Below are 20,164 nucleotides of genomic sequence, written 5' to 3' on the forward strand. Positions count from 1 at the left end.
ATGAAAATAAGAAAAATGGTTTCAAAAATTGAACATCTAGACAAAAGAGTTGCTTTAGCTCATTTAGGTGGTGGTGAAAAAAGAATAGAAAAACAACATAAAAAAAAGAAGTTAACTGCACGTGAACGTATTGAATATTTATTAGATGAAGGCTCTTTTGAAGAAATAGGAGTTTTAGTAACTCACCGAACTACTGACTTTGGAATGGAAAAACAAATTTATTTTGGTGATGGTGTTATAACTGGTTACGGAACAATAGATGGACGATTAGTTTACGTATTTGCACAAGATTTTACTGTTTTTGGTGGAGCCTTATCTGAAACTCATGCCGAAAAAATATGTAAAATTATGGATGCAGCTGTCAAAGTTGGAGCACCTTGTATTGGATTAAATGATTCTGGTGGAGCAAGAATTCAAGAAGGTGTTAAATCTCTTGGTGGTTATGCCGATATTTTTCATAGAAACGTACAATCTTCAGGAGTAATTCCACAAATATCTGCAATTATGGGGCCTTGCGCTGGTGGAGCTGTATACTCACCAGCAATGACAGATTTTACAATTATGGTTCAAGAAACAAGTTATATGTTTGTAACTGGACCTAACGTAGTTAAAACCGTAACTAATGAAGAGGTAACTTCAGAAGAACTTGGTGGAGCTAGTACACATTCAACAAAATCTGGTGTTGCACACTTAACATCAGCAAATGATATTCAATGCTTACAAGATGTTAGAAAATTATTGAGCTATATGCCTCAAAACAATCGTGAAACAACAAAAAAAGTTGCTTACGAATTGGGTGAAGAACTACGCGAGCATTTAATTGGAATTGTTCCAGAAGACACTTCTAAACCATATAATATGCACAATGTTATTAAAGGTATTATTGACGAAGATTCATTATTTGAAATTCATAAAGATTTTGCCGAAAATATAATTGTTGGTTTTGCTAGAATTGCTGGTAGAAGTATAGGAATTGTTGCAAACCAACCAATGCAACTTGCAGGATGTTTAGACACCAACAGTTCTATTAAAGGCGCGCGTTTTACAAGATTCTGCGATTGCTTTAATATTCCATTATTAGTTTTAGTAGACGTGCCTGGTTTTTTACCAGGAACAGACCAAGAGTGGAATGGAATTATTAAAAATGGAGCAAAATTATTATATGCTTTAAGCGAAGCAACAGTACCAAAAGTAACAGTTATAACTCGTAAAGCTTATGGTGGAGCTTACGATGTAATGAATTCTAAACACATTGGTGCTGATATGAATTTTGCTTGGCCTACTGCTGAAATTGCTGTTATGGGAGCAAAAGGTGCTGCTGAAATTATATTTAGAAAAGAAATTGCAGCATCAGATAATCCTGAAACAAAATGGAGAGAAAAAGAAGCAGAGTATGCTAGTAAATTTGCGGATCCATACAGAGCTGCTAGACGTGGTTTTATTGATGAAGTAATTTATCCAAAAAACACACGAAGAAAATTAATTAAAACATTTCAAATGCTTGAAGGTAAAGAAGTAAACCTTCCAAAACGAAAACATGGAAATATTCCTTTATAAGAAGAAAAAAATCTCGCAAATGCGAGATTTTTTTTTAATCTAGTTATCTTAATACTTTAAAAATAAAGTAATCTTTCCTTATCATTAATCTTCAGATTCATAACAATTAAATATCATTGAAAATCCGTATTCCAAAGCTTCTTCATACAATTCTATATCCTCATTATCAACATCATTTTCAGAATCTATAGAAAAATACTCTTCTTCTACTTCTTCAATTTCCCAACCTTCTTCAACAACATAGAATTTTGCCAATTCATATGCTCCATCAATATCTTTAAAATCAATATAAATACTAACATAAGCTCCAACTACTTTGTCAAATTGATCGCTTTCTTTTGTTGGTTTAGCAAGGACATTAATTAAATACATAGTTTTAATTTTTATTTAATAGTTTAATTGACTAATTAATTTTTCTCTTATTTTTTAAATAATTTCAGCTGAAAGACCTCTGTTTAATAATGCTGTACAACGAGGTTCTAAATCTTTATATTCACCTGTTTTTACGGTACATTTACCTTTGTAATGCACCAAAATTGTACATTGCTCGGCTTGTTCTAATGTATGTTCACAAACATCAATTAACGAATCAATAACAAAATCAAATGTATTTACATCATCGTTAAATAAAACAATTTCGTTTAAATTAGTTTCTTGCTCTAAAACATCAACTTCTTCCTGTATCTTTTTTTTTGTACTCATAACAGTTTCAAATTTATAAAAAAAAATGAATTTTTATAACCATTTTAAACAAACTACAGATTTAGCTTGCTTATTTTCAATATGTTTTACTAATAAACCTGTTTCTAAATTTCTTTTAAATACAACTATATTATTCGAATCTTGGTTTGCAACAACTAACCATTTTCCACTTGGAGAAATAATAAAATCTCTTGGTGTTTCTCCAAAAGTTTCTTGTTGATTAACTAATAATAATTCTTCATTTTCTTGATTAAAGCTAAAAATTGCAATTGTATTACTCCCTCTATTTGAGGCATAAATAAAGTTTCCATCATCACTAATTTTTATAGCTGCTCCCGAAGGAATTCCTTTATATAATTCTGGTAAAGAATTAATATTTTCTAGAACTTGAAACTTGTTTTTAACTTTTTTAAGAACTGAAATTTTACTAGTTAATTCATTCATTACAAAAGCGTATTTTTTTGAAGGATGAAACACTAAATGCCTAGGCCCAAAACCTAAAGGTGTTTCTACTTTGTAATTTTCAACTAGCTTATTCGCTATTAAATTGTACACAACTATTTTATCTATTCCTAAATCTGGAACAAAAATTTGATTGCCTTGCTCACAAACCATATGTGCATGCGCACATTCTTGTCTTTCTTTATGAATGCCTATTCCTTTGTGTTCTAAAGTTTGAAAATCTTGTGCAAATTTCCCGTTTTCGTCTATAGGAATATTATAGACTATTCCTTTTTGGTAACAAGCAACTGCTAAATTTTTATCGTTATTTATTAATGAAAGATGGCAAGGAAGACCTCCAGAAATTTGGAGTTGATCAATTGGTTGTAATGAGCAATCTTCTTGAATAAAAAATGCTAAAACAACTGGTTTTTTATCACTACTAACTTCCTGAAAACTATATAAATACTTTTTATTTTTTGAGATAGTTATAAAACTAGAATTTCTAGTTATTAATGTATGAAACAAATCAATTTTTCCTGTTTCACCATCAAAATAAAAGCAACAAATACCTTTTCCTTTTCCAGACAATCCTGGTCCAACCTCTTCAGTATATGACCCTGAGTATAAAATCATTTTATTAATGTTTATATTTTAAAGCAACCCAATTATTACGCTCAATAATTTTATCAATTTTTAAACCGTATTTGGAGACTTCAGCATCTATAATTGGAATATCTTCTTGATAAAAACCACTAAATAAGATAGTTCCGTCTTCAGCCAAACAATTCATATAAGCTTGCATGTCATTTAATAAAATATTACGATTAATGTTTGCAATAATTATATCGTATTTTTTATTTATTAATAACGAAGCATCACCTTCATAAACTGAAATGTTTTTACAGTTATTTCTTTCAGCATTTTCAATAGAATTTAAATAACACCAATTATCAATATCAATAGCATCTATTGGGTTTGCACCTTTCATTTCAGCAAAAATTGCTAAAATCCCAGTTCCACATCCCATATCCAACACTTTTTTATTGGTTAAATCCATATCCAATAAATGTTGAACCATCATGTGTGTAGTTTCATGATGACCGGTTCCAAAACTCATTTTTGGTTCAATAACTATATCGTATTTTAAATTTGGATTGTTGTGAAAAGGTGCTCTAATACTAACCAAATCATCAACCTGAATAGGGTTAAAATTCTTTTCCCATTCGCTATTCCAGTTGGTTTGTTCGATTACTTCTTTTTCAAATGAAATTTCAAACTCATCAGATTTTAATATTTGAATATCCTCTAAAATTTCTTCATTCCAATCTGTTTGCTGAATGTAAGCTATTACTCCACTTTCATTTTCAACAAAACTTTCAAACCCAGCAAAACCTAATTCCGCAATTAAAATTTCAGTTACAGGTTGTAAAGGGTTCACTTTAAATGTATATGAAATATAAATATTATCTACCATTTTTTTATTTTGAATTACAAATTTAGTGTATTATTTAAAATAAAAATTCCCTGAATTAAATATATAATTCAAGGAATTTCATTTATACTTTTTTTATAGTTGTATCTATAAATTAGATAGCATCAATAATTGCTTCAAAATCATCAGCATTTAAAGCTGCTCCACCAATTAATCCACCATCAACATCTTTTTTAGAAAAGATTTCTTTAGCATTTCCAGGCTTACAACTTCCACCGTATAAAATGGTAACATCATCAGCTAATTCAGCTGAATATTTATCAGCAACAATTTTTCTAATAAATGCATGCATTTCTTGAGCTTGCTCTGGACTTGCAGTTTCACCAGTTCCAATTGCCCAAACTGGTTCATATGCCAACACTATATTTTTCCAGGCTTTAGCTTCTAAATGAAATAAACCATTTTTAATTTGACTCTCAACAACATCAAAATGCTTATCTGATTTTCTATCTTCTAAAACTTCACCAAAACAGAAAATAACTTCCATTTTGTTAGCTAAAGCAGTATCAACTTTTTTTGCCAATAAAGCATCAGTTTCACCAAAATATTCTCTTCTTTCAGAGTGTCCTAAAATAACTATTTCTACACCTACGCTTTTTAACATATCTGCTGAAATTTCTCCAGTAAAAGCACCACTTTTTTCAAAATGCATATTTTGTGCCGCTACTTCAACAGGTGTTCCGCTAGCTTTTTTTGATACTCTTTCTAAACTAACAAATGTTGGAGCAACTATAACTCTTGTGTTTTTTAATTTTTTTCCTTTTACTTTTTTGGCAACTTTTTTAACTAACTTTTTAGATGCATCTAAATCGTTGTTCATTTTCCAGTTTCCTGCTACTATTTTAGTTCTCATTATATCGTTTTTAGGTTATAATTTCTTACAAAATTAATCAATAAATTTAGTGGTTAACTACTAATTATCATTATAATACGAATTCGTTTTCGTTTATTTTAAAGAGATTCTAGGATCTAAAATTCCATAAATAATATCTACTAAAATATTGATAATAATAAACATAGAAGCTATTACTAAAACACTTCCCATAATTACAGGTAAATCTAACGTGTTTAAAGCATTTACAATTTCTTTACCCAAACCATTCCAATTAAAAATATACTCAACAAAAACAGCTCCAGCCAACATGGAAGCAAACCAGCCAGAAACAGCAGTTACAACCGGATTTAATGCGTTTTTTAATGCATGAGTTCTAATAACTTTAATTGTTGAAAGTCCTTTTGCTTTTGCAGTTCTAATATAATCTTGACCAAGTACTTCTAATAACGAATTTCTCATTAACTGAATTACAACAGCTAAAGGTCTAATTCCTAGAACAAAAGCTGGTAATATTAAATTTTTCCATTGAATATAAATTTTCTCTCCAAAATCATCTACTTCATACAAACTGCCCGTCATATTTAAATTGGTGTATTTATTTAATACAAAACCAAATAACCAAGCAAATAATATTGCTGAAAAAAATGAAGGAACACTCATTCCTAAAGTGCTTATTACTGCTATTATTCTATCAATAAACGTATCTTTATAAATGGCTGAAATAACTCCAAAAAATATCCCAATACAAATAGCTATAACAATTGCCGAAACTGCTAAAATTGCAGTATTTGGTAAAGTTTCTTTAATTACTTCTGAAACATTTTTATCTGTTTTTTGAAAAGATTTGCGTAAATATGGATATTTTAAAACTGTTATTTTACTTCCTACTGAAAATAGTTCGGTATAAGTATATTTTGAAGAGTCTAAAAATGTATAATTATCTTCTTTAGTACTATGAATTGAAATTGGTGATAAATCGTTTAAATAATATAAATATTGTGTAGAAACTGGCTGATCAAAACCATATTTTTTTCTAATATTTTCTAATTGCTCACTGTCTTCACGTTGATCTAACATCATTTGAGCTGGATCACCAGGCAACACATTAAACAACAAAAAAATGACTGTTATTACACCGAACAACGTCAAAATTCCATAAAATAGTTTATATAAAATGTATTTAAACAAAAATTAAAATTTGATAACAAATATAACTGAAACTATTAAAATGTTTACTTTTGCAGCATCTTTATTTTAAGTTATGAATAGACAAGAACTTATTGAACAAATTCAAAAGAAAAAATCGTTTTTATGTATTGGTTTAGATGTAGATTTAGATAAAATACCTCCTCACTTATTAACCAAAGAAGATCCAATTTTTGAATTCAACAAACAAATAATTGATGCCACACATTATTTAGCCGTTGCCTATAAACCTAACACTGCATTTTACGAAGCATACGGAATTAAAGGTTGGAAAGCTTTAGAAAAAACAATAAACTATATTAACACTAATTACCCTGAAATTTTCACAATTGCTGATGCAAAACGTGGTGATATTGGAAACACGTCAACCATGTATGCAAAAGCATTTTTTGAAGATTTAAACTTTGATTCTGTGACTGTTGCACCTTATATGGGAAGTGACTCTGTAGAACCATTTCTAGCATTTAAAAATAAAACAACTATTCTATTAGCTTTAACCTCAAATAAAGGAGGATTAGATTTTCAAGGTTTAAAAACTGACAAACAAGAAATTTATAAAGAAGTTTTAGAAACTGCTTTAACTTGGAAAAATTCAGAAAATTTAATGTTTGTTGTTGGAGCAACTAAAGCTGAATATTTTGAAGAAATTAGAAAAATAGTTCCAAATCACTTTTTATTAGTACCAGGTGTTGGCGCACAAGGTGGAAATTTACAAGATGTTTGTAACTATGGTTTAAATAAAGATTGTGGATTGCTTATAAATTCATCAAGAGGTATTATTTATGCTAAAAAAGATGAAAATTTTGCAAAATCCGCACAAAAAGAAGCACTGAAATTACAACAACAAATGGAGCAAATTCTAAATGAAAACAATTAAAGATCAAATTGGTAGAGAAATACTTTTAAAAAGTACACCAAAAAAAATAGTTTCACTGGTTCCTTCACAAACTGAATTATTATATGATTTAGCTTTAGAAAATGAAATTATTGGAATCACAAATTTTTGTGTACATCCTTTTAATTTAAAATCTACTAAAGTTATTGTTGGCGGCACAAAAAAAGTAGACTATGAAAAAATAAAGGAATTAAAACCTGATTTTATTTTATGCAATAAAGAAGAGAACTCTTATGAAATGCTTCCTGAATTAGAGAAAATTGCACCTACGTACTTTTCAGATGTAAATACAATTCAAGATTCAATAGACTTAATATTACATTTAGGCTCTATTTTAAATAGAAGAACTGAAAGTGATAATATGGCTCATAAAATTGAATACAAATTAGCCGATTTTAAAGAATACATGAAAAATAAGCCAATAAGAAAAGTTGCTTATTTTATATGGGCTAACCCTTGGATGGTTGCTGGAAACGACACATATATAAATGAAATTTTAAAGCTTAATAAATTTGATAATATTTATGGGCACATGAGCCGCTACCCTAAAATAAACATTGAAAAAATTAGATGGGAAGGTGATCCAGATGTGCTTATTTTTTCTTCTGAACCTTACAAATTTGAAGACAAACACGCCATGGAAATTGGCTCATTTACCAATAGATCAATTACTGTTTTTGGAGATGGAGAAATGTTTAGTTGGTTTGGATCAAGAATGCTTTTAGCCTTTGATTATTTTAAAGAGCTACACAAAAAACTTGAAAGTCATTTTTAAAATGGTTTTAAAATAGCTTTAATATCTGCTAGGTTTGAATTTGAATCTTTATCACTAATAAAAATTAGTTCCATTTTATTTGATTCTAATTTAGCTATTTTGCCAATTATATTTTCATTACTTAAAAGTATAATATAATGCTTTAGTGAATTATAAACCCAAGTTCCTTTTATAACTTCTCCAGAAAGTTTATTAATTTGGAAAGTTCCATTTTTAGTTAATGAAATTTCAAAATCTGTTTTTAAAGGTAGTTTTTTTATAACCAAACCACTCATTAGCGCATACTCTACATCCCATTTTTTTGCAATATAATTTTCAATTTCAACTTTATCGCCTCTTACCTTTTGGGCAAAAGTTGAAATTGAAAATCCAAATAATATTATTAAAAATAACTTTTTCATTTAAAAAATTAATCTTGTAATGCAAATACTTTTTTAAGTAAATCAGTTGATCTACTACTTACTTTAGTTCTAATTTCTGCCTCTTCAACTTCAACCATAGTATAAACACCTTTTAAAGCTTCTCCTGTAACATATGCAGTTAAATCAGGGTTTACATTATTTGTTAATGGTAAATTATTGTATTTAGTAATTAAGTTTGTCCATATTTTATCAGCACCAACTTTTGCAAAAGAATTATTAATAATTGGCTGAAATTTTTGATACAATGCTTCTGAAGTTTTCGTTTGTAAATATGTTGTAGCCGCATTTTTGTCTCCTAATAAAATATTTTTAGCATCTGCAAATGTCATATCTTTTACAGCATCTACAAAAATTGGAATAGCTTCACCTACTGCATCTTCTGCAGCTCTATTCAGCACTTTTAAACCTTCGTCTGCTACACTAGACAAACCAATTTTTCGTAAGGTATTGTCAACTTTTTGTAATTCTTCTGGTAAAACTATTTTAACTAATTCATTTTTAAAAAATCCATTTTCTGCTCCTAACAAATTAACTCTTTCTGTAATTCCTTTGTTTAAAGCCTCTTTTAAACCGTTTCCTATTTGCTCGTTTGTAATCCCAACTCCAGTACTTGTAGGCAATTGACTTACTACTTGTTGCAATTCAGCACACGCTGTAAATGAAAAAATTACTGCAACTAATACTATTCTTTTAATCATAATTTATTTTTTAAATGAATCTGTTTTTTTATCATATCCGTACGGACAATGTTTACATCCATTTTTACAACAATAACCACGTTTTATATGGTATTGCTTTGTAAAAACACGAAATCCTTGCTCGTTTATATAATAATCTCCTTCTTCTAAAGGATTTGGCTTTTTAAATTCCATTAATGGCAAATGTATAAAAAAACACTCTGAAATTTCAGAGTGTTTTAGTTAACTAATGTTAATTTTATTTAAATCTAGTAAATAAATTATTTTTTATTTTCTATTGTTGGAGGATATTTTGCCATAATTTCAGCAACAAATTCTTTTATTCTTGCTTCTTTTTTATCAACATGGTAAGATGTTGTTAAAGCTCCACTTCCTATTCCTTGCCATGCCAACTCTTTAGAGTTTGTATCAATTAAATCTACAAACAAAGTTCCTTCAGTATATTTTGAAATATGCATACCAAAATTTGCTCCATAATACCAAGGATGCCATCCGTGATAAAAATTATTATTGTTGTAAACATCAACTTTTTGACGTGCTTTTGTAAAAATATTAACTAGCAAATCTGGATTTTCAGATTTTGTAAATCCTTTTGCTATTAACTCACTTTCAACAGCTTTTAAAATTCTACGCTTATCTAAATCCGAAATTTCTGCTTTATCAATTCCTTTTTTATAAAAAGCAAATGTTTTATATTTTGAAAAATCAGTTGAAGTATCATAATCACTTGTAACTCGAACAGAACTGCACGATGCCACTATAAAAAGTAACACTAACGGAAGTATTTTAAATGCTTTCATATTAATTATTTTAGAATTAGAATAAATTATTAATTACCATATCGTCAACTAAATTGGGTAAAGTTACTTTTAATTTTGGCTCAACTTCCATTGCTCTTTTTATAGCGAATGTTGCCCCTTTATTTCTTGCCCAATTTCTACGTGAAATACCGTTATTAACATCCCAAAAAAGCATACTTTTTAAACGCTTTTCTGCTTCTATACTACCATCAAGAACCATACCAAAACCACCATTTATAACTTCTCCCCAACCAACTCCACCTCCATTATGAATAGAGACCCAAGTTGCACCTCTAAAACTATCTCCAATTACATTTTGAATAGCCATATCTGCAGTGAACTGTGAGCCATCATAAATATTTGAGGTTTCTCTGTAGGGTGAATCTGTTCCAGAAACATCGTGATGATCTCTTCCTAATACAATTGGCTCGGAAATCTCACCATTTTTTATAGCATTGTTAAATGCAGTAGCAATTTTTGTTCTTCCTTCAGCATCAGCATATAAAATACGCGCTTGCGAACCTACAACTAGTTTATTTTCTTGTGCACCTTTAATCCACTGAATATTATCAGTCATTTGTTGCTGAATCTCTTTTGGTGAGTTTTTTCTAATTTCTTCTAAAACTTCACAAGCAATTTGATCTGTTTTTAATAAATCTTCTGGATTTGCTGAAGTACACACCCAACGGAAAGGACCAAAACCATAGTCAAAACACATTGGCCCCATAATATCTTGGACATAACTTGGATAAGCAAAGGCTTCACTACCCATCTCAACTTCATTTACTGTGCAAAAATCTCCTTTTTTATTCTTGTATACCGTTGCTCCTGCCCTACTTGCTTCTAATAAAAATGCATTTCCATAATCAAAAAAGTACGTTCCTTTTAACGTGTGTTTATTAATTGCAGCAGTTTGTCTACGTAAACTTTCTTGAACTTTTTCTTTAAACAATTCTGGATTGTTAGACATCATTTCATTAGCTTGTTCAAAAGTTAATTCAACCGGATAATAACCTCCAGCCCACGGATTGTGTAATGAAGTTTGATCTGAACCCAAATCTACATACAAGCCAACCTCGGCAAACTTTTCCCAAACATTTACAATATTTCCCAAGTAAGCTATAGAAATAACTTCTTTATTGTTTTTTGCTTTTTTAACTCTTTGCACTAATTCATCTAAATCAGTTATTTTCTCATCAATCCAACCTTGAGATAAACGAATCTCTGTAATTTTCGGATTCACTTCAGCACAAACTGTAATACAGCCAGCAATATTTCCAGCTTTTGGTTGTGCACCACTCATACCACCTAAACCAGAAGTAACAAATAATTTACCTGCTAAACCTTCACCATTTTTTGAAATTTTTCTTCCAGCGTTTAAAACAGTAATTGTAGTTCCGTGCACAATTCCTTGAGGCCCAATGTACATATAACTTCCAGCAGTCATTTGCCCGTATTGAGTAACTCCCAAAGCATTGTATTTTTCCCAATCGTCTGGTTTGCTATAATTTGGTATCATCATTCCATTTGTAACCACAACTCTTGGCGCATTTTTATGTGAAGGAAATAATCCCATTGGATGACCAGAATACATTATTAAAGTTTGCTCATTAGTTATTTCACTTAAATACTGCATAGTGAGTAAATATTGCGCCCAATTCTGAAATACAGCTCCGTTTCCTCCATAAGTTATTAACTCATGAGGATGTTGAGCTACCGCATAATCCAAATTATTCTGAATCATGTGCATAATAGCTTTTGCTTGCTCACAGTTACCTGGATATTCGCTTATTGGACGTGCATACATTTTATAATCTGGACGAAAACGATACATATAAATTCGACCAAACTGCTCAAGTTCTTCAATAAATTCCTTAGCTAAAATTACATGATGTTTTTTATCAAAATATCGAAGTGCATTTCTAATTGCTAGTTCTTTTTCAGTTTTTGTAAGAATATTTTTTCGCTTTGGAGCGTGATTCAGATGTAAATCGTATTGTTTAGAGTTTGGTAGTTCTGAAGGAATTCCCTGTTGAATTTGTTCTTTGAAAGTCATTGGTTACAAATTATTTCATTATTTTAGGTAACACAAATATACAGTAAATTTGGTTTGATTTTTGATTTAGAAAGTTAGCTATGATTATTATTTCAAAATATTTGGTTCCAAAAAATTACAGTGGACTTACTATTTATCCTTTTGTTTTTCTGAAACGAAAAGATTTAAAAAGCGATGATTTTTTATTAAATCATGAAAAAATTCACATACAACAACAAAAAGAATTGCTTTGGTTTGTGTTTTTTATCTGGTATTTTTCAGAGTATTTAATTCGCTTAATTCAACACAAAAACCATTACAAAGCATACAAAAATATAAGTTTTGAAAAAGAAGCTTATCAAAATGAAGGAAATCTTAATTACTTATTAGAACGAAAAAAGTTTAATTTTTTGCTCTATTTTTAAAATAAAAAAAAGGACTTTTTAACAAAGTCCTTTTTTTTATGCTATGTAATTTCAGTTAAAAATTACTAACTATTTTTAATATTATTATTTATTTAAGTATAAAATTTAGCCTTGCAAAAAGAAAACGACCACTAATACCAAATTGTTGAGATCTTCGTGACCAGTCAAATCTACCAGAACTTCTGTTACCTTCAATTGTTTTATCTGGATAAATATCAAAAAGGTTATTTGCACCAACAGTAACTGTTGTACTTTTTGAAAGTTGGTAACCTACCGATAAATCTGTAACAACTTTTGACCCATAAACTTGTTGATTTTCAACTGTTGTAGTAGCTTCAGTAACTTCACCAAACCATACATTTCTTAAAAACACATTAAATTTATCTGTTGTTAAACTGTTTGATAAATTAATTTTTGCTCTTGGTACAGCTTCTTCTAAATAAATTCTACTGTCTTCAGGAAAATAAGTACCTATTAAACCTGCATCTTCTAATACTTCAGAAGCTTTAATATCTCCAACTTGTTTAGTTTTTGAAAAAGTACCTGATAAATCTGTTTTTAATTTTGTTGTATTACCAACCATAACATCATGTGTTACAACAATATCTATTCCTTTAGACTCTGTATCAATGGCATTTGCAAAAAACGAAGCAGCTGTTGCATTGGCTTGAGCTAATAAATTATCTAACTCTGTACCTGTTCCAGGACCTTTAAATTGACCTGTATACACAACCCTATCATCAATACCAACCCAGTATCCGTCTACTGTAATTGTTAAATGTGCAGATGGTATTTTTGATGTAAATCCAAGGCTAACACTTTTAGAAGTTTCCTCTTTTAATTGCGGAATACCTAATAATTCTGCAGCTCTACTATCGTTTGCAAAAGTACCTACTTCTTGCGGATCTCCATTAGCATCGAAAATTGTTGAAGTAGAATTAAAATTTAATTGGTGTAAAGATGGAGCTCTAAAACCAGTATTAAATGCTGCTCTTATGTTTGTATTATCACTCGCTTTTAATCTTGTAGCTAATTTAAAATTTAATGTAGATCCAAAATCTGAATAATCTTCAAAACGCGAGGCAAAACTAGCTAGAAATTTTTCAGAAAAATCAGCTTCTACATCGAAATATCCTGCAACACTACTTCTTCCTCTTGAAAGTTCATTTTTTGGACTAAAACCAGGAAATACTTGAGAACCACCAGGTCTAGAACTTCCAAAAAAGTCTTCCAAAGGTTCTTGAGATGCAGTAGTTATAATTTCTCCACTTGCAGTGTATTGAGAATATGAAGCTTCTTCACCTGCTATAATCTCATAATTTTCTACTCGATATTCGGCTCCGAAAGCAATATTTACTCCAGACATAGCATCATCATAAAACTTACTTATATCTAAATTTGTTGTGTTTTGAGCAAATGAAAATCCACCAGCATCAAATGTTGTAGGAGAAGAATTTCCCATTGATGCATTAAAAGTATTACCTATTGTGTATAAAAATTCATTTTTACCGTACGTATTACTAAAATCTACATCCCAATCTGAAATTTTACCTTTAATTCCAATTGAAAATGATTTATCTTTTATAGCAGAATTAATTTCTGGTAAAAACCCATTAATATAAGCTGGAGTATATGTTCTACTTTGATTAGGCAACCTATAGAAACCTGCTGAATTACCAACTCTAGAACTAATTCCTGCGAAAGAATACAATTCTGTTCCATCATCATTTAAAGGAATTGACATATTTGCAAAAAATCTTCCTCCACGCAATGATGATTGACCTACTCTCATATTAAAATCGCTTCGTTCCAAACCTCTTGCTGTTAATTCAGCTGTTGTATTATCAGCGCTTAATATACTTTGAAGCTCTGTTTTAGTTGCGTTAGAATCTAGACCCAATCCTGCAATGTTTCCATATTGTATAACATCTGCAACATCATCATCTAATAAATTTACTAAATCATAACCATCAGCAGCAGCATATCTTTCAACAGTATTGTAAAGATTAAAAATAGTACCTTCCCATTCTTTCATTCTGTTGTAATCTTCTCTTACATCAAAATCTCCAGTAAAGTTAATAAACCCTCCTTTGTCACCTAACTGCAAGCCATAATTTGCACTAACATTTGTAGTTTCTCCATCAACACCTCCTGTTTGTGAATTAGAGTTTTTACTAAAGTTAGCACCTGTTGTAACATTAAAATTTAATTCATTAGTACTTCTTTTTAATACAATATTTATTACACCTGCAATAGCATCAGATCCATATTGCGCAGCTGCACCATCTCTTAAAACTTCAATACGCTCAATTGAAGCTGCAGGAATCGCATTTAAATCTGTTCCAACACTACCACGTCCAAAAGTTCCGTTTACATTAACTAATGAAGAATTATGTCTTCTTTTTCCATTTACAAGTACTAAAACTTGATCAGGTCCTAAACCTCTTAAAGAAGCAGGATCAATATGATCTGTTCCATCCGATATTGTTTGAGTATTTGAAGTAAATGAAGGCGCTACATAATTTAATATTTGGTTTAAGTTCACTTGAGGCCCAGCAGTAACTAATTCAGCCACATCAATAACATCAACTGGCACTGAAGTATCAACTGCAGTTCTATTTGGATTTCTTGATCCAACAACAACAATTTCCTCTAATGAAACACCAGAAACTAAAACAACATTAAAAATTTTTGTTCCATCCATTTCTAATTTTTTTTCATTGTACCCAACATAACTAAATATAAGGTTTTCACTAGATTCTACTTTTATAGTGTATCTACCATCAAAATCTGTAGAAGTTCCTCTTGATGTTCCTTCAATTGTTACTGTTACTCCAGGTAACGGTTGATTACTTGAATCAGTTACTAAACCAGACACTTGATACGACTGCGCATAAAAAGTAACTGTAACAAATAATAAGATTGCTAAAATGAGTTGTTTTTTTTGTATCATAAGAATTAAATTATATTATAAAATTGAAAGATTAAACGATATTAAAAACAATCAAATAAACTTTCTTTAACTTTTATGTTAAATTTATAGTTATAATTTAACTTAAATTAACATTAATTTAATATAATTATGTTTTAAATTAACTTTATTGCGAATTGTGTAATTTTGAAATTACGTAATTTACAATCATTTAACCCTTAATAAAAACACTTATGCCGTTGATTTACAACACTTAAAGTTATTTCGCAATTATTACTTGTTAAAAAACACTGACAAATATCATTAATCTAAAAACCTATTAAACTCTTAATAATTTCACTTATACTAAAACAATACTATTGAAGCCATTTATTAATTTTTAATTACTAACATAAAACTTATTTAGTTAACTCGATTAATAAACTTCTTAAGGTAAATTAAATATTTACACCATAAAAAAAGACGGTATCGAACACGAACCGTCTTTAAAAATTTTTTATTTATTACTATTAAGTAAACACAACTGTTTTATTATTGTGAACCATAACTTTTCTTTTAATATGTAATTTAATAGCTCTGGAAAGTACAATTTTTTCTAAATCACGACCTTTTAAAATAAAATCTTTAATCGTATTTGTGTGAGTAACTCTTGTTATATCTTGCTCAATAATTGGCCCTTCATCTAAATCTTCAGTAACATAATGGCTAGTTGCTCCAATAATTTTTACACCTCTTTTATATGCTGAATGATAAGGTTTTGCACCTGGAAACGCAGGTAAAAACGAATGGTGAATATTAATAATACGGTCTGGGTACTCCTCTATTAATTTAGAAGAAAGTATTTGCATATACCTTGCTAAAACAATAAAATCTACATTATACTCTTTAAGCAACCTTAACTGTTCGTTTTCAGCATCAACTTTAGTTTCTTTTGTAACCTTTACGCAGTAATATGGAATATCAAAAGATTTTGCAATGCGCTCTAAATCTGGATGATTACTAATAATTAATGGAATTTCAACATCTAATTCACCTGCATTATATCTACTTAAAATATCATACAAACAATGCGAATATTTTGATACAAAAATAGCCATTTTTGGTTTTGAATCAGAATCATGTAATCTCCAGTTCATTTCAAATTTATCTGCAATTACATTATTAAACATGTTTTTAAACATTTTTAAATTAAAAGCTTTTACAGAAAATTCACACTCTAAACGCATAAAAAATAAATTCTCTACCCTATCAACATATTGATCGATGTACACAATATTTCCACTTTGCTGTGAAATAAAATTAGTTACAGAAGCTATAATTCCTTTATTATCCTTACAATTTATAAGTATTGTTATCTTTTTCATTTTACTAAAAAATTAAGATTCAAAATTATGCAAAAAACACATAGGTTTTACTGAAATTTAAAATGTTGTATTTATAACAACTAATTCATTATATTATTAAAATATTTATAAATTGCATTACAAATACTAGCTAAAATTACCATATGAACAAAATTACACCTTATAAACCTACATGTAAAATACGGATTGTTACTGCTGCATCACTGTTCGATGGCCACGATGCTACTATAAATATTATGAGACGTATAATTCAGGCTACTGGAGTTGAAGTTATTCATTTAGGTCACGATAGAAGCGTTGAAGAAGTAGTAAGCTGCGCTATTGAAGAAGATGCTAATGCAATTGCAATCACTTCTTACCAAGGTGGACATATAGAATATTTTAAATATATGTTCGATTTATTGAAGGAAAAAGGTGCTTCACATATTAAAATTTTTGGCGGTGGCGGCGGCGTAATTCTTCCTGAAGAAATTAAATATTTAATGGATTATGGAATCACTCGAGTTTATTCTCCTGACGATGGTAGAAAACTTGGGCTACAAGGAATGATAAATGATATGATTGAAAATTGTGATTTTTCCACTGGAGAAATTATAGATTTCAATGTAAAAGATTTAAAAAATAAAAATACTACACAAATAGCCAAAGCAATTTCTGGAGCTGAAAATTTTTCAGAAAAACATGCTAATTTTATTTCTGAAGTAAAACAACTAGCTTCAAAATCAACCATTCCTGTTTTAGGAATTACAGGAACTGGAGGCTCTGGAAAATCTTCAATTGTTGATGAAATTGTAAGAAGATTTCTAATAGATTTTCCAGAAAAAACAATAGGAATCATTTCAGTAGATCCTTCAAAACGGAAAACTGGAGGCGCACTGTTAGGAGATCGAATTAGAATGAATGCCATTAAAAACCAACGTGTTTATATGCGATCTTTAGCTACGCGCCAATCTAATCTAGCACTCTCAAAACACGTTAATAGCGCTCTTAATATTTTAAAAGTTGCTGAATTTGACTTAATTATTTTAGAAACTTCAGGAATTGGACAAAGCGATACAGAAATTATAGAACATTCAGATGTTTCCATATATGTAATGACTCCTGAATATGGTGCTGCAACTCAATTAGAAAAAATTGATATGATTGATTTTGCCGATATTATTGCTTTGAATAAATTTGATAAACGCGGTGCTTTAGATGCTCTACGCGATGTAAAAAAACAATACCAACGCAACCATAATTTATGGGGTGAATATATTGAAGATATGCCTGTTTACGGAACCATTGCTTCACAGTTCAATGATTCAGGAACTAATGAATTGTACAAAGTTATTATTGAAAAAATTTCAAATAAAACGGCAATAAAATTTAAATCGTCTTTTGAATATTCTGACGATGCAAATAAAAAACAATTTATTATTCCGCCAAACCGAACACGTTATTTATCTGAAATTACCGAGAGTAATAGACTTTACAATCAAAACGCTGAAAAACAAAAGGAAATAGCTCAAAAACTCTATGGAATTTATAAAACTATTGAAACAATTTCAAAAACAACAGTTGATTTAACTGAAAACGGTTTAAATGAAAATGCTATTTTAAATGAAATTTCACACAATGGAAATGAAAAAATAATATCAATTTTACTTAAAGAATTTGCTAAACTTAAAATGGATTTTAATCCATACAATTGGCAACTAATTTTAAACTGGGAAAAAATAAAACAACGCTACAAAAACAAAATTTACACGTTTAAAGTTCGTGATAAAGAAATAAATATTAAAACACATAGCAAGTCACTTTCTCATTTACAAATACCAAAAATTGCACTACCAAAATACGAAGGTTGGGGAGATGTTTTAAAATGGATTTTACAAGAAAATGTTCCTGGAGAATTTCCTTTTACTGCTGGAATTTATCCTTTTAAACGCCAAGGTGAAGACCCAACAAGAATGTTTGCTGGGGAAGGTGGCCCAGAACGCACAAACAGACGTTTCCATTATGTAAGTTACGGTTTACCTGCCAAACGCTTATCTACCGCTTTTGATTCGGTTACATTATACGGACAAGACCCAAATATTCGACCTGATATTTATGGGAAAATTGGAAATGCAGGTGTTTCAATTTGCTGTTTAGATGATGCTAAAAAACTGTATTCTGGGTTTGAACTCACCAATCCAACCACTTCAGTTTCAATGACTATAAATGGTCCAGCTCCTATGCTGTTAGGTTATTTTATGAATGTAGCTATTGATCAAGAATGTGAAAAATATATTTTTGAAAACAATTTAAAAAATGAAATTGAAGCAAAAATCACTTCAATTTATAAAGAAAAAGGTGTTAAACGCCCAACATATCAAGGTGAATTACCTGAAGGAAATAACGGTTTAGGTTTATTTTTATTAGGCGTAACAGGTGATGAAGTTCTTCCTTTAAAAGTTTATAAAAAAATAAAAAATAAAACAATTTCTATAATTAGAGGAACTGTACAAGCTGATATTTTAAAAGAAGATCAAGCTCAAAATACGTGTATTTTCTCAACAGAGTTTGCACTTCGTTTAATGGGTGATGTTCAGGAATTTTTCATAAAAAATAATGTTCGGAATTTTTATTCAGTATCTATTTCTGGCTATCATATTGCCGAAGCTGGCGCAAATCCAATTTCACAGCTAGCTTTTACATTAGCAAACGGATTTACGTATGTAGAATATTATCTTTCTAGAGGAATGGATATTAACAAATTTGGTCCAAATTTATCGTTCTTCTTCTCTAATGGAATTGATCCAGAATATGCAGTAATTGGAAGAGTTGCCAGAAAAATTTGGGCAAAAGCACTAAAAGAAAAATATGGAGCAAATGAACGTGCACAAATGTTGAAATATCATATTCAAACATCTGGAAGAAGCTTACATGCGCAAGAAATTGATTTTAATGATATTAGAACAACACTTCAAGCATTATATGCCATTTACGATAATTGTAACAGCTTACATACCAATGCGTATGACGAAGCCATTACAACTCCAACAGAAGATAGTGTAAGAAGAGCAATGGCAATTCAATTAATAATCAACAAAGAATTAGGTTTAACTAAAAATGAAAATCCAATTCAAGGTGCGTTTATTATTGAAGAATTAACCGATTTAGTTGAAGAAGCTGTTTATGAAGAATTTGATAGAATTACAGATCGTGGTGGAGTTTTAGGAGCAATGGAAACCATGTATCAACGTAGTAAAATACAAGAAGAAAGCTTGTACTATGAAACGTTAAAACATAACGGAAAGTTTCCAATAATTGGTGTAAACACATTTTTAAGCAGCAAAGGTTCGCCTACAATTTTACCACAAGAAGTAATAAGAGCAACGGAAGAAGAAAAGCAATTACAAATTAATGTGATTGAAAATTTACATACTAGAAATGCTAATAAAGTTGAAGAACAACTAGAATTATTAAAAGAAAAAGCAACTAATAACGAAAACATATTTGAGCAACTTATGGAAGCTTGTAAAGTATGTTCTCTCGGACAAATAACCGAAGCTTTATTTGAAGTTGGCGGTCAGTACAGAAGAAATATGTAAAAAT

At 29.8% G+C, this 20,164-nt stretch carries 18 protein-coding genes; 5 read left to right on the top strand and 13 right to left on the bottom strand.

The window, feature by feature from the left end; genetic code table 11:
* Positions 1-15: 15 nt before the first annotated feature.
* Complete coding sequence (locus tag R3X25_RS01680; RefSeq protein ID WP_317673378.1) at positions 16-1,557, top strand: acyl-CoA carboxylase subunit beta; 1,542 nt, start codon at positions 16-18, stop codon at positions 1,555-1,557.
* 84 nt (positions 1,558-1,641) lie between these two features.
* Here the strand turns inward: R3X25_RS01680 and R3X25_RS01685 are convergent, their stop codons facing one another.
* The 6 genes from R3X25_RS01685 to R3X25_RS01710 form a co-directional block, all read right to left on the bottom strand.
* Positions 1,642-1,929, bottom strand: coding sequence for a hypothetical protein (locus R3X25_RS01685; protein WP_317671224.1), 288 nt, complete (start codon positions 1,927-1,929; stop codon positions 1,642-1,644).
* Between the two features lie 54 nt (positions 1,930-1,983).
* Positions 1,984-2,259, bottom strand: a complete 276-nt coding sequence (locus R3X25_RS01690; protein ID WP_317671226.1) for an ATP-dependent Clp protease adaptor ClpS — start codon at positions 2,257-2,259, stop codon at positions 1,984-1,986.
* A 33-nt stretch (positions 2,260-2,292) separates the two neighbouring features.
* Positions 2,293-3,336: a lactonase family protein gene (locus R3X25_RS01695; RefSeq protein ID WP_317671228.1), complete on the bottom strand. Its 1,044-nt coding sequence runs from the start codon at positions 3,334-3,336 to the stop codon at positions 2,293-2,295.
* 4 nt (positions 3,337-3,340) lie between these two features.
* Positions 3,341-4,177, bottom strand: a complete 837-nt coding sequence (gene prmA, locus R3X25_RS01700) for a 50S ribosomal protein L11 methyltransferase (protein WP_317671230.1) — start codon at positions 4,175-4,177, stop codon at positions 3,341-3,343.
* 112 nt (positions 4,178-4,289) lie between these two features.
* A complete protein-coding gene (gene tpiA / locus R3X25_RS01705) occupies positions 4,290-5,048 on the bottom strand; it encodes a triose-phosphate isomerase (RefSeq protein ID WP_317671232.1) in 759 nt (252 codons plus the stop codon).
* Between the two features lie 93 nt (positions 5,049-5,141).
* On the bottom strand, positions 5,142-6,218 hold the full coding sequence (locus R3X25_RS01710; protein WP_317671234.1) for an ABC transporter permease: 1,077 nt from the start codon (positions 6,216-6,218) through the stop codon (positions 5,142-5,144).
* 73 nt (positions 6,219-6,291) lie between these two features.
* On the opposite strand from R3X25_RS01710, the gene pyrF reads away from it, so the two are divergent.
* Complete coding sequence (gene pyrF / locus R3X25_RS01715; RefSeq protein WP_317671236.1) at positions 6,292-7,113, top strand: orotidine-5'-phosphate decarboxylase; 822 nt, start codon at positions 6,292-6,294, stop codon at positions 7,111-7,113.
* Complete coding sequence (locus tag R3X25_RS01720; protein ID WP_317671238.1) at positions 7,100-7,906, top strand: helical backbone metal receptor; 807 nt, start codon at positions 7,100-7,102, stop codon at positions 7,904-7,906. Before pyrF ends, R3X25_RS01720 begins: the two co-directional genes overlap by 14 nt.
* Here R3X25_RS01720 and R3X25_RS01725 read toward each other — a convergent pair.
* The 5 genes from R3X25_RS01725 to R3X25_RS01745 form a co-directional block, all read right to left on the bottom strand.
* Positions 7,903-8,307, bottom strand: coding sequence for a hypothetical protein (locus tag R3X25_RS01725; protein WP_317671240.1), 405 nt, complete (start codon positions 8,305-8,307; stop codon positions 7,903-7,905). The genes R3X25_RS01720 and R3X25_RS01725 overlap by 4 nt on opposite strands.
* Positions 8,308-8,315: 8 nt before the next feature.
* Positions 8,316-9,026 (bottom strand): DUF4197 domain-containing protein, encoded by a 711-nt coding sequence (locus R3X25_RS01730; protein ID WP_317671242.1) that lies wholly within the window; start codon positions 9,024-9,026, stop codon positions 8,316-8,318.
* A gap of 3 nt (positions 9,027-9,029) precedes the next feature.
* A complete protein-coding gene (locus R3X25_RS01735; RefSeq protein WP_317671244.1) occupies positions 9,030-9,200 on the bottom strand; it encodes a DUF5522 domain-containing protein in 171 nt (56 codons plus the stop codon).
* An 86-nt stretch (positions 9,201-9,286) separates the two neighbouring features.
* Positions 9,287-9,826 carry a DUF4136 domain-containing protein gene (locus R3X25_RS01740; protein ID WP_317671246.1) on the bottom strand — a complete coding sequence of 180 codons (540 nt, stop codon included), beginning with the start codon at positions 9,824-9,826 and terminating at the stop codon, positions 9,287-9,289.
* Positions 9,827-9,842: 16 nt separating this feature from the next.
* Positions 9,843-11,882: a urocanate hydratase gene (locus R3X25_RS01745; protein WP_317671248.1), complete on the bottom strand. Its 2,040-nt coding sequence runs from the start codon at positions 11,880-11,882 to the stop codon at positions 9,843-9,845.
* A gap of 80 nt (positions 11,883-11,962) precedes the next feature.
* Here R3X25_RS01745 and R3X25_RS01750 point away from each other — a divergent pair, with 80 nt between their 5' ends.
* A complete protein-coding gene (locus R3X25_RS01750) occupies positions 11,963-12,286 on the top strand; it encodes a hypothetical protein (RefSeq protein WP_317671250.1) in 324 nt (107 codons plus the stop codon).
* Positions 12,287-12,374: 88 nt separating this feature from the next.
* On the opposite strand, the gene R3X25_RS01755 is transcribed toward R3X25_RS01750, so the two are convergent.
* Both R3X25_RS01755 and purU read right to left on the bottom strand, forming a co-directional pair.
* Entirely contained in the window at positions 12,375-15,239 is a 2,865-nt protein-coding gene (locus tag R3X25_RS01755) for a TonB-dependent receptor (protein WP_317671252.1), read from the bottom strand.
* Between the two features lie 488 nt (positions 15,240-15,727).
* Positions 15,728-16,582 (bottom strand): formyltetrahydrofolate deformylase, encoded by an 855-nt coding sequence (gene purU, locus R3X25_RS01760; protein ID WP_317671254.1) that lies wholly within the window; start codon positions 16,580-16,582, stop codon positions 15,728-15,730.
* A 143-nt stretch (positions 16,583-16,725) separates the two neighbouring features.
* Between purU and R3X25_RS01765 the strand changes: the two genes are divergently transcribed.
* Positions 16,726-20,160, top strand: coding sequence for a methylmalonyl-CoA mutase family protein (locus R3X25_RS01765; RefSeq protein WP_317671256.1), 3,435 nt, complete (start codon positions 16,726-16,728; stop codon positions 20,158-20,160).
* The last annotated feature ends 4 nt before the right edge of the window (positions 20,161-20,164 follow it).

Source organism: Lutibacter sp. TH_r2, from assembly GCF_033101135.1.
Classification (GTDB): Bacteria; Bacteroidota; Bacteroidia; order Flavobacteriales; family Flavobacteriaceae; genus Lutibacter.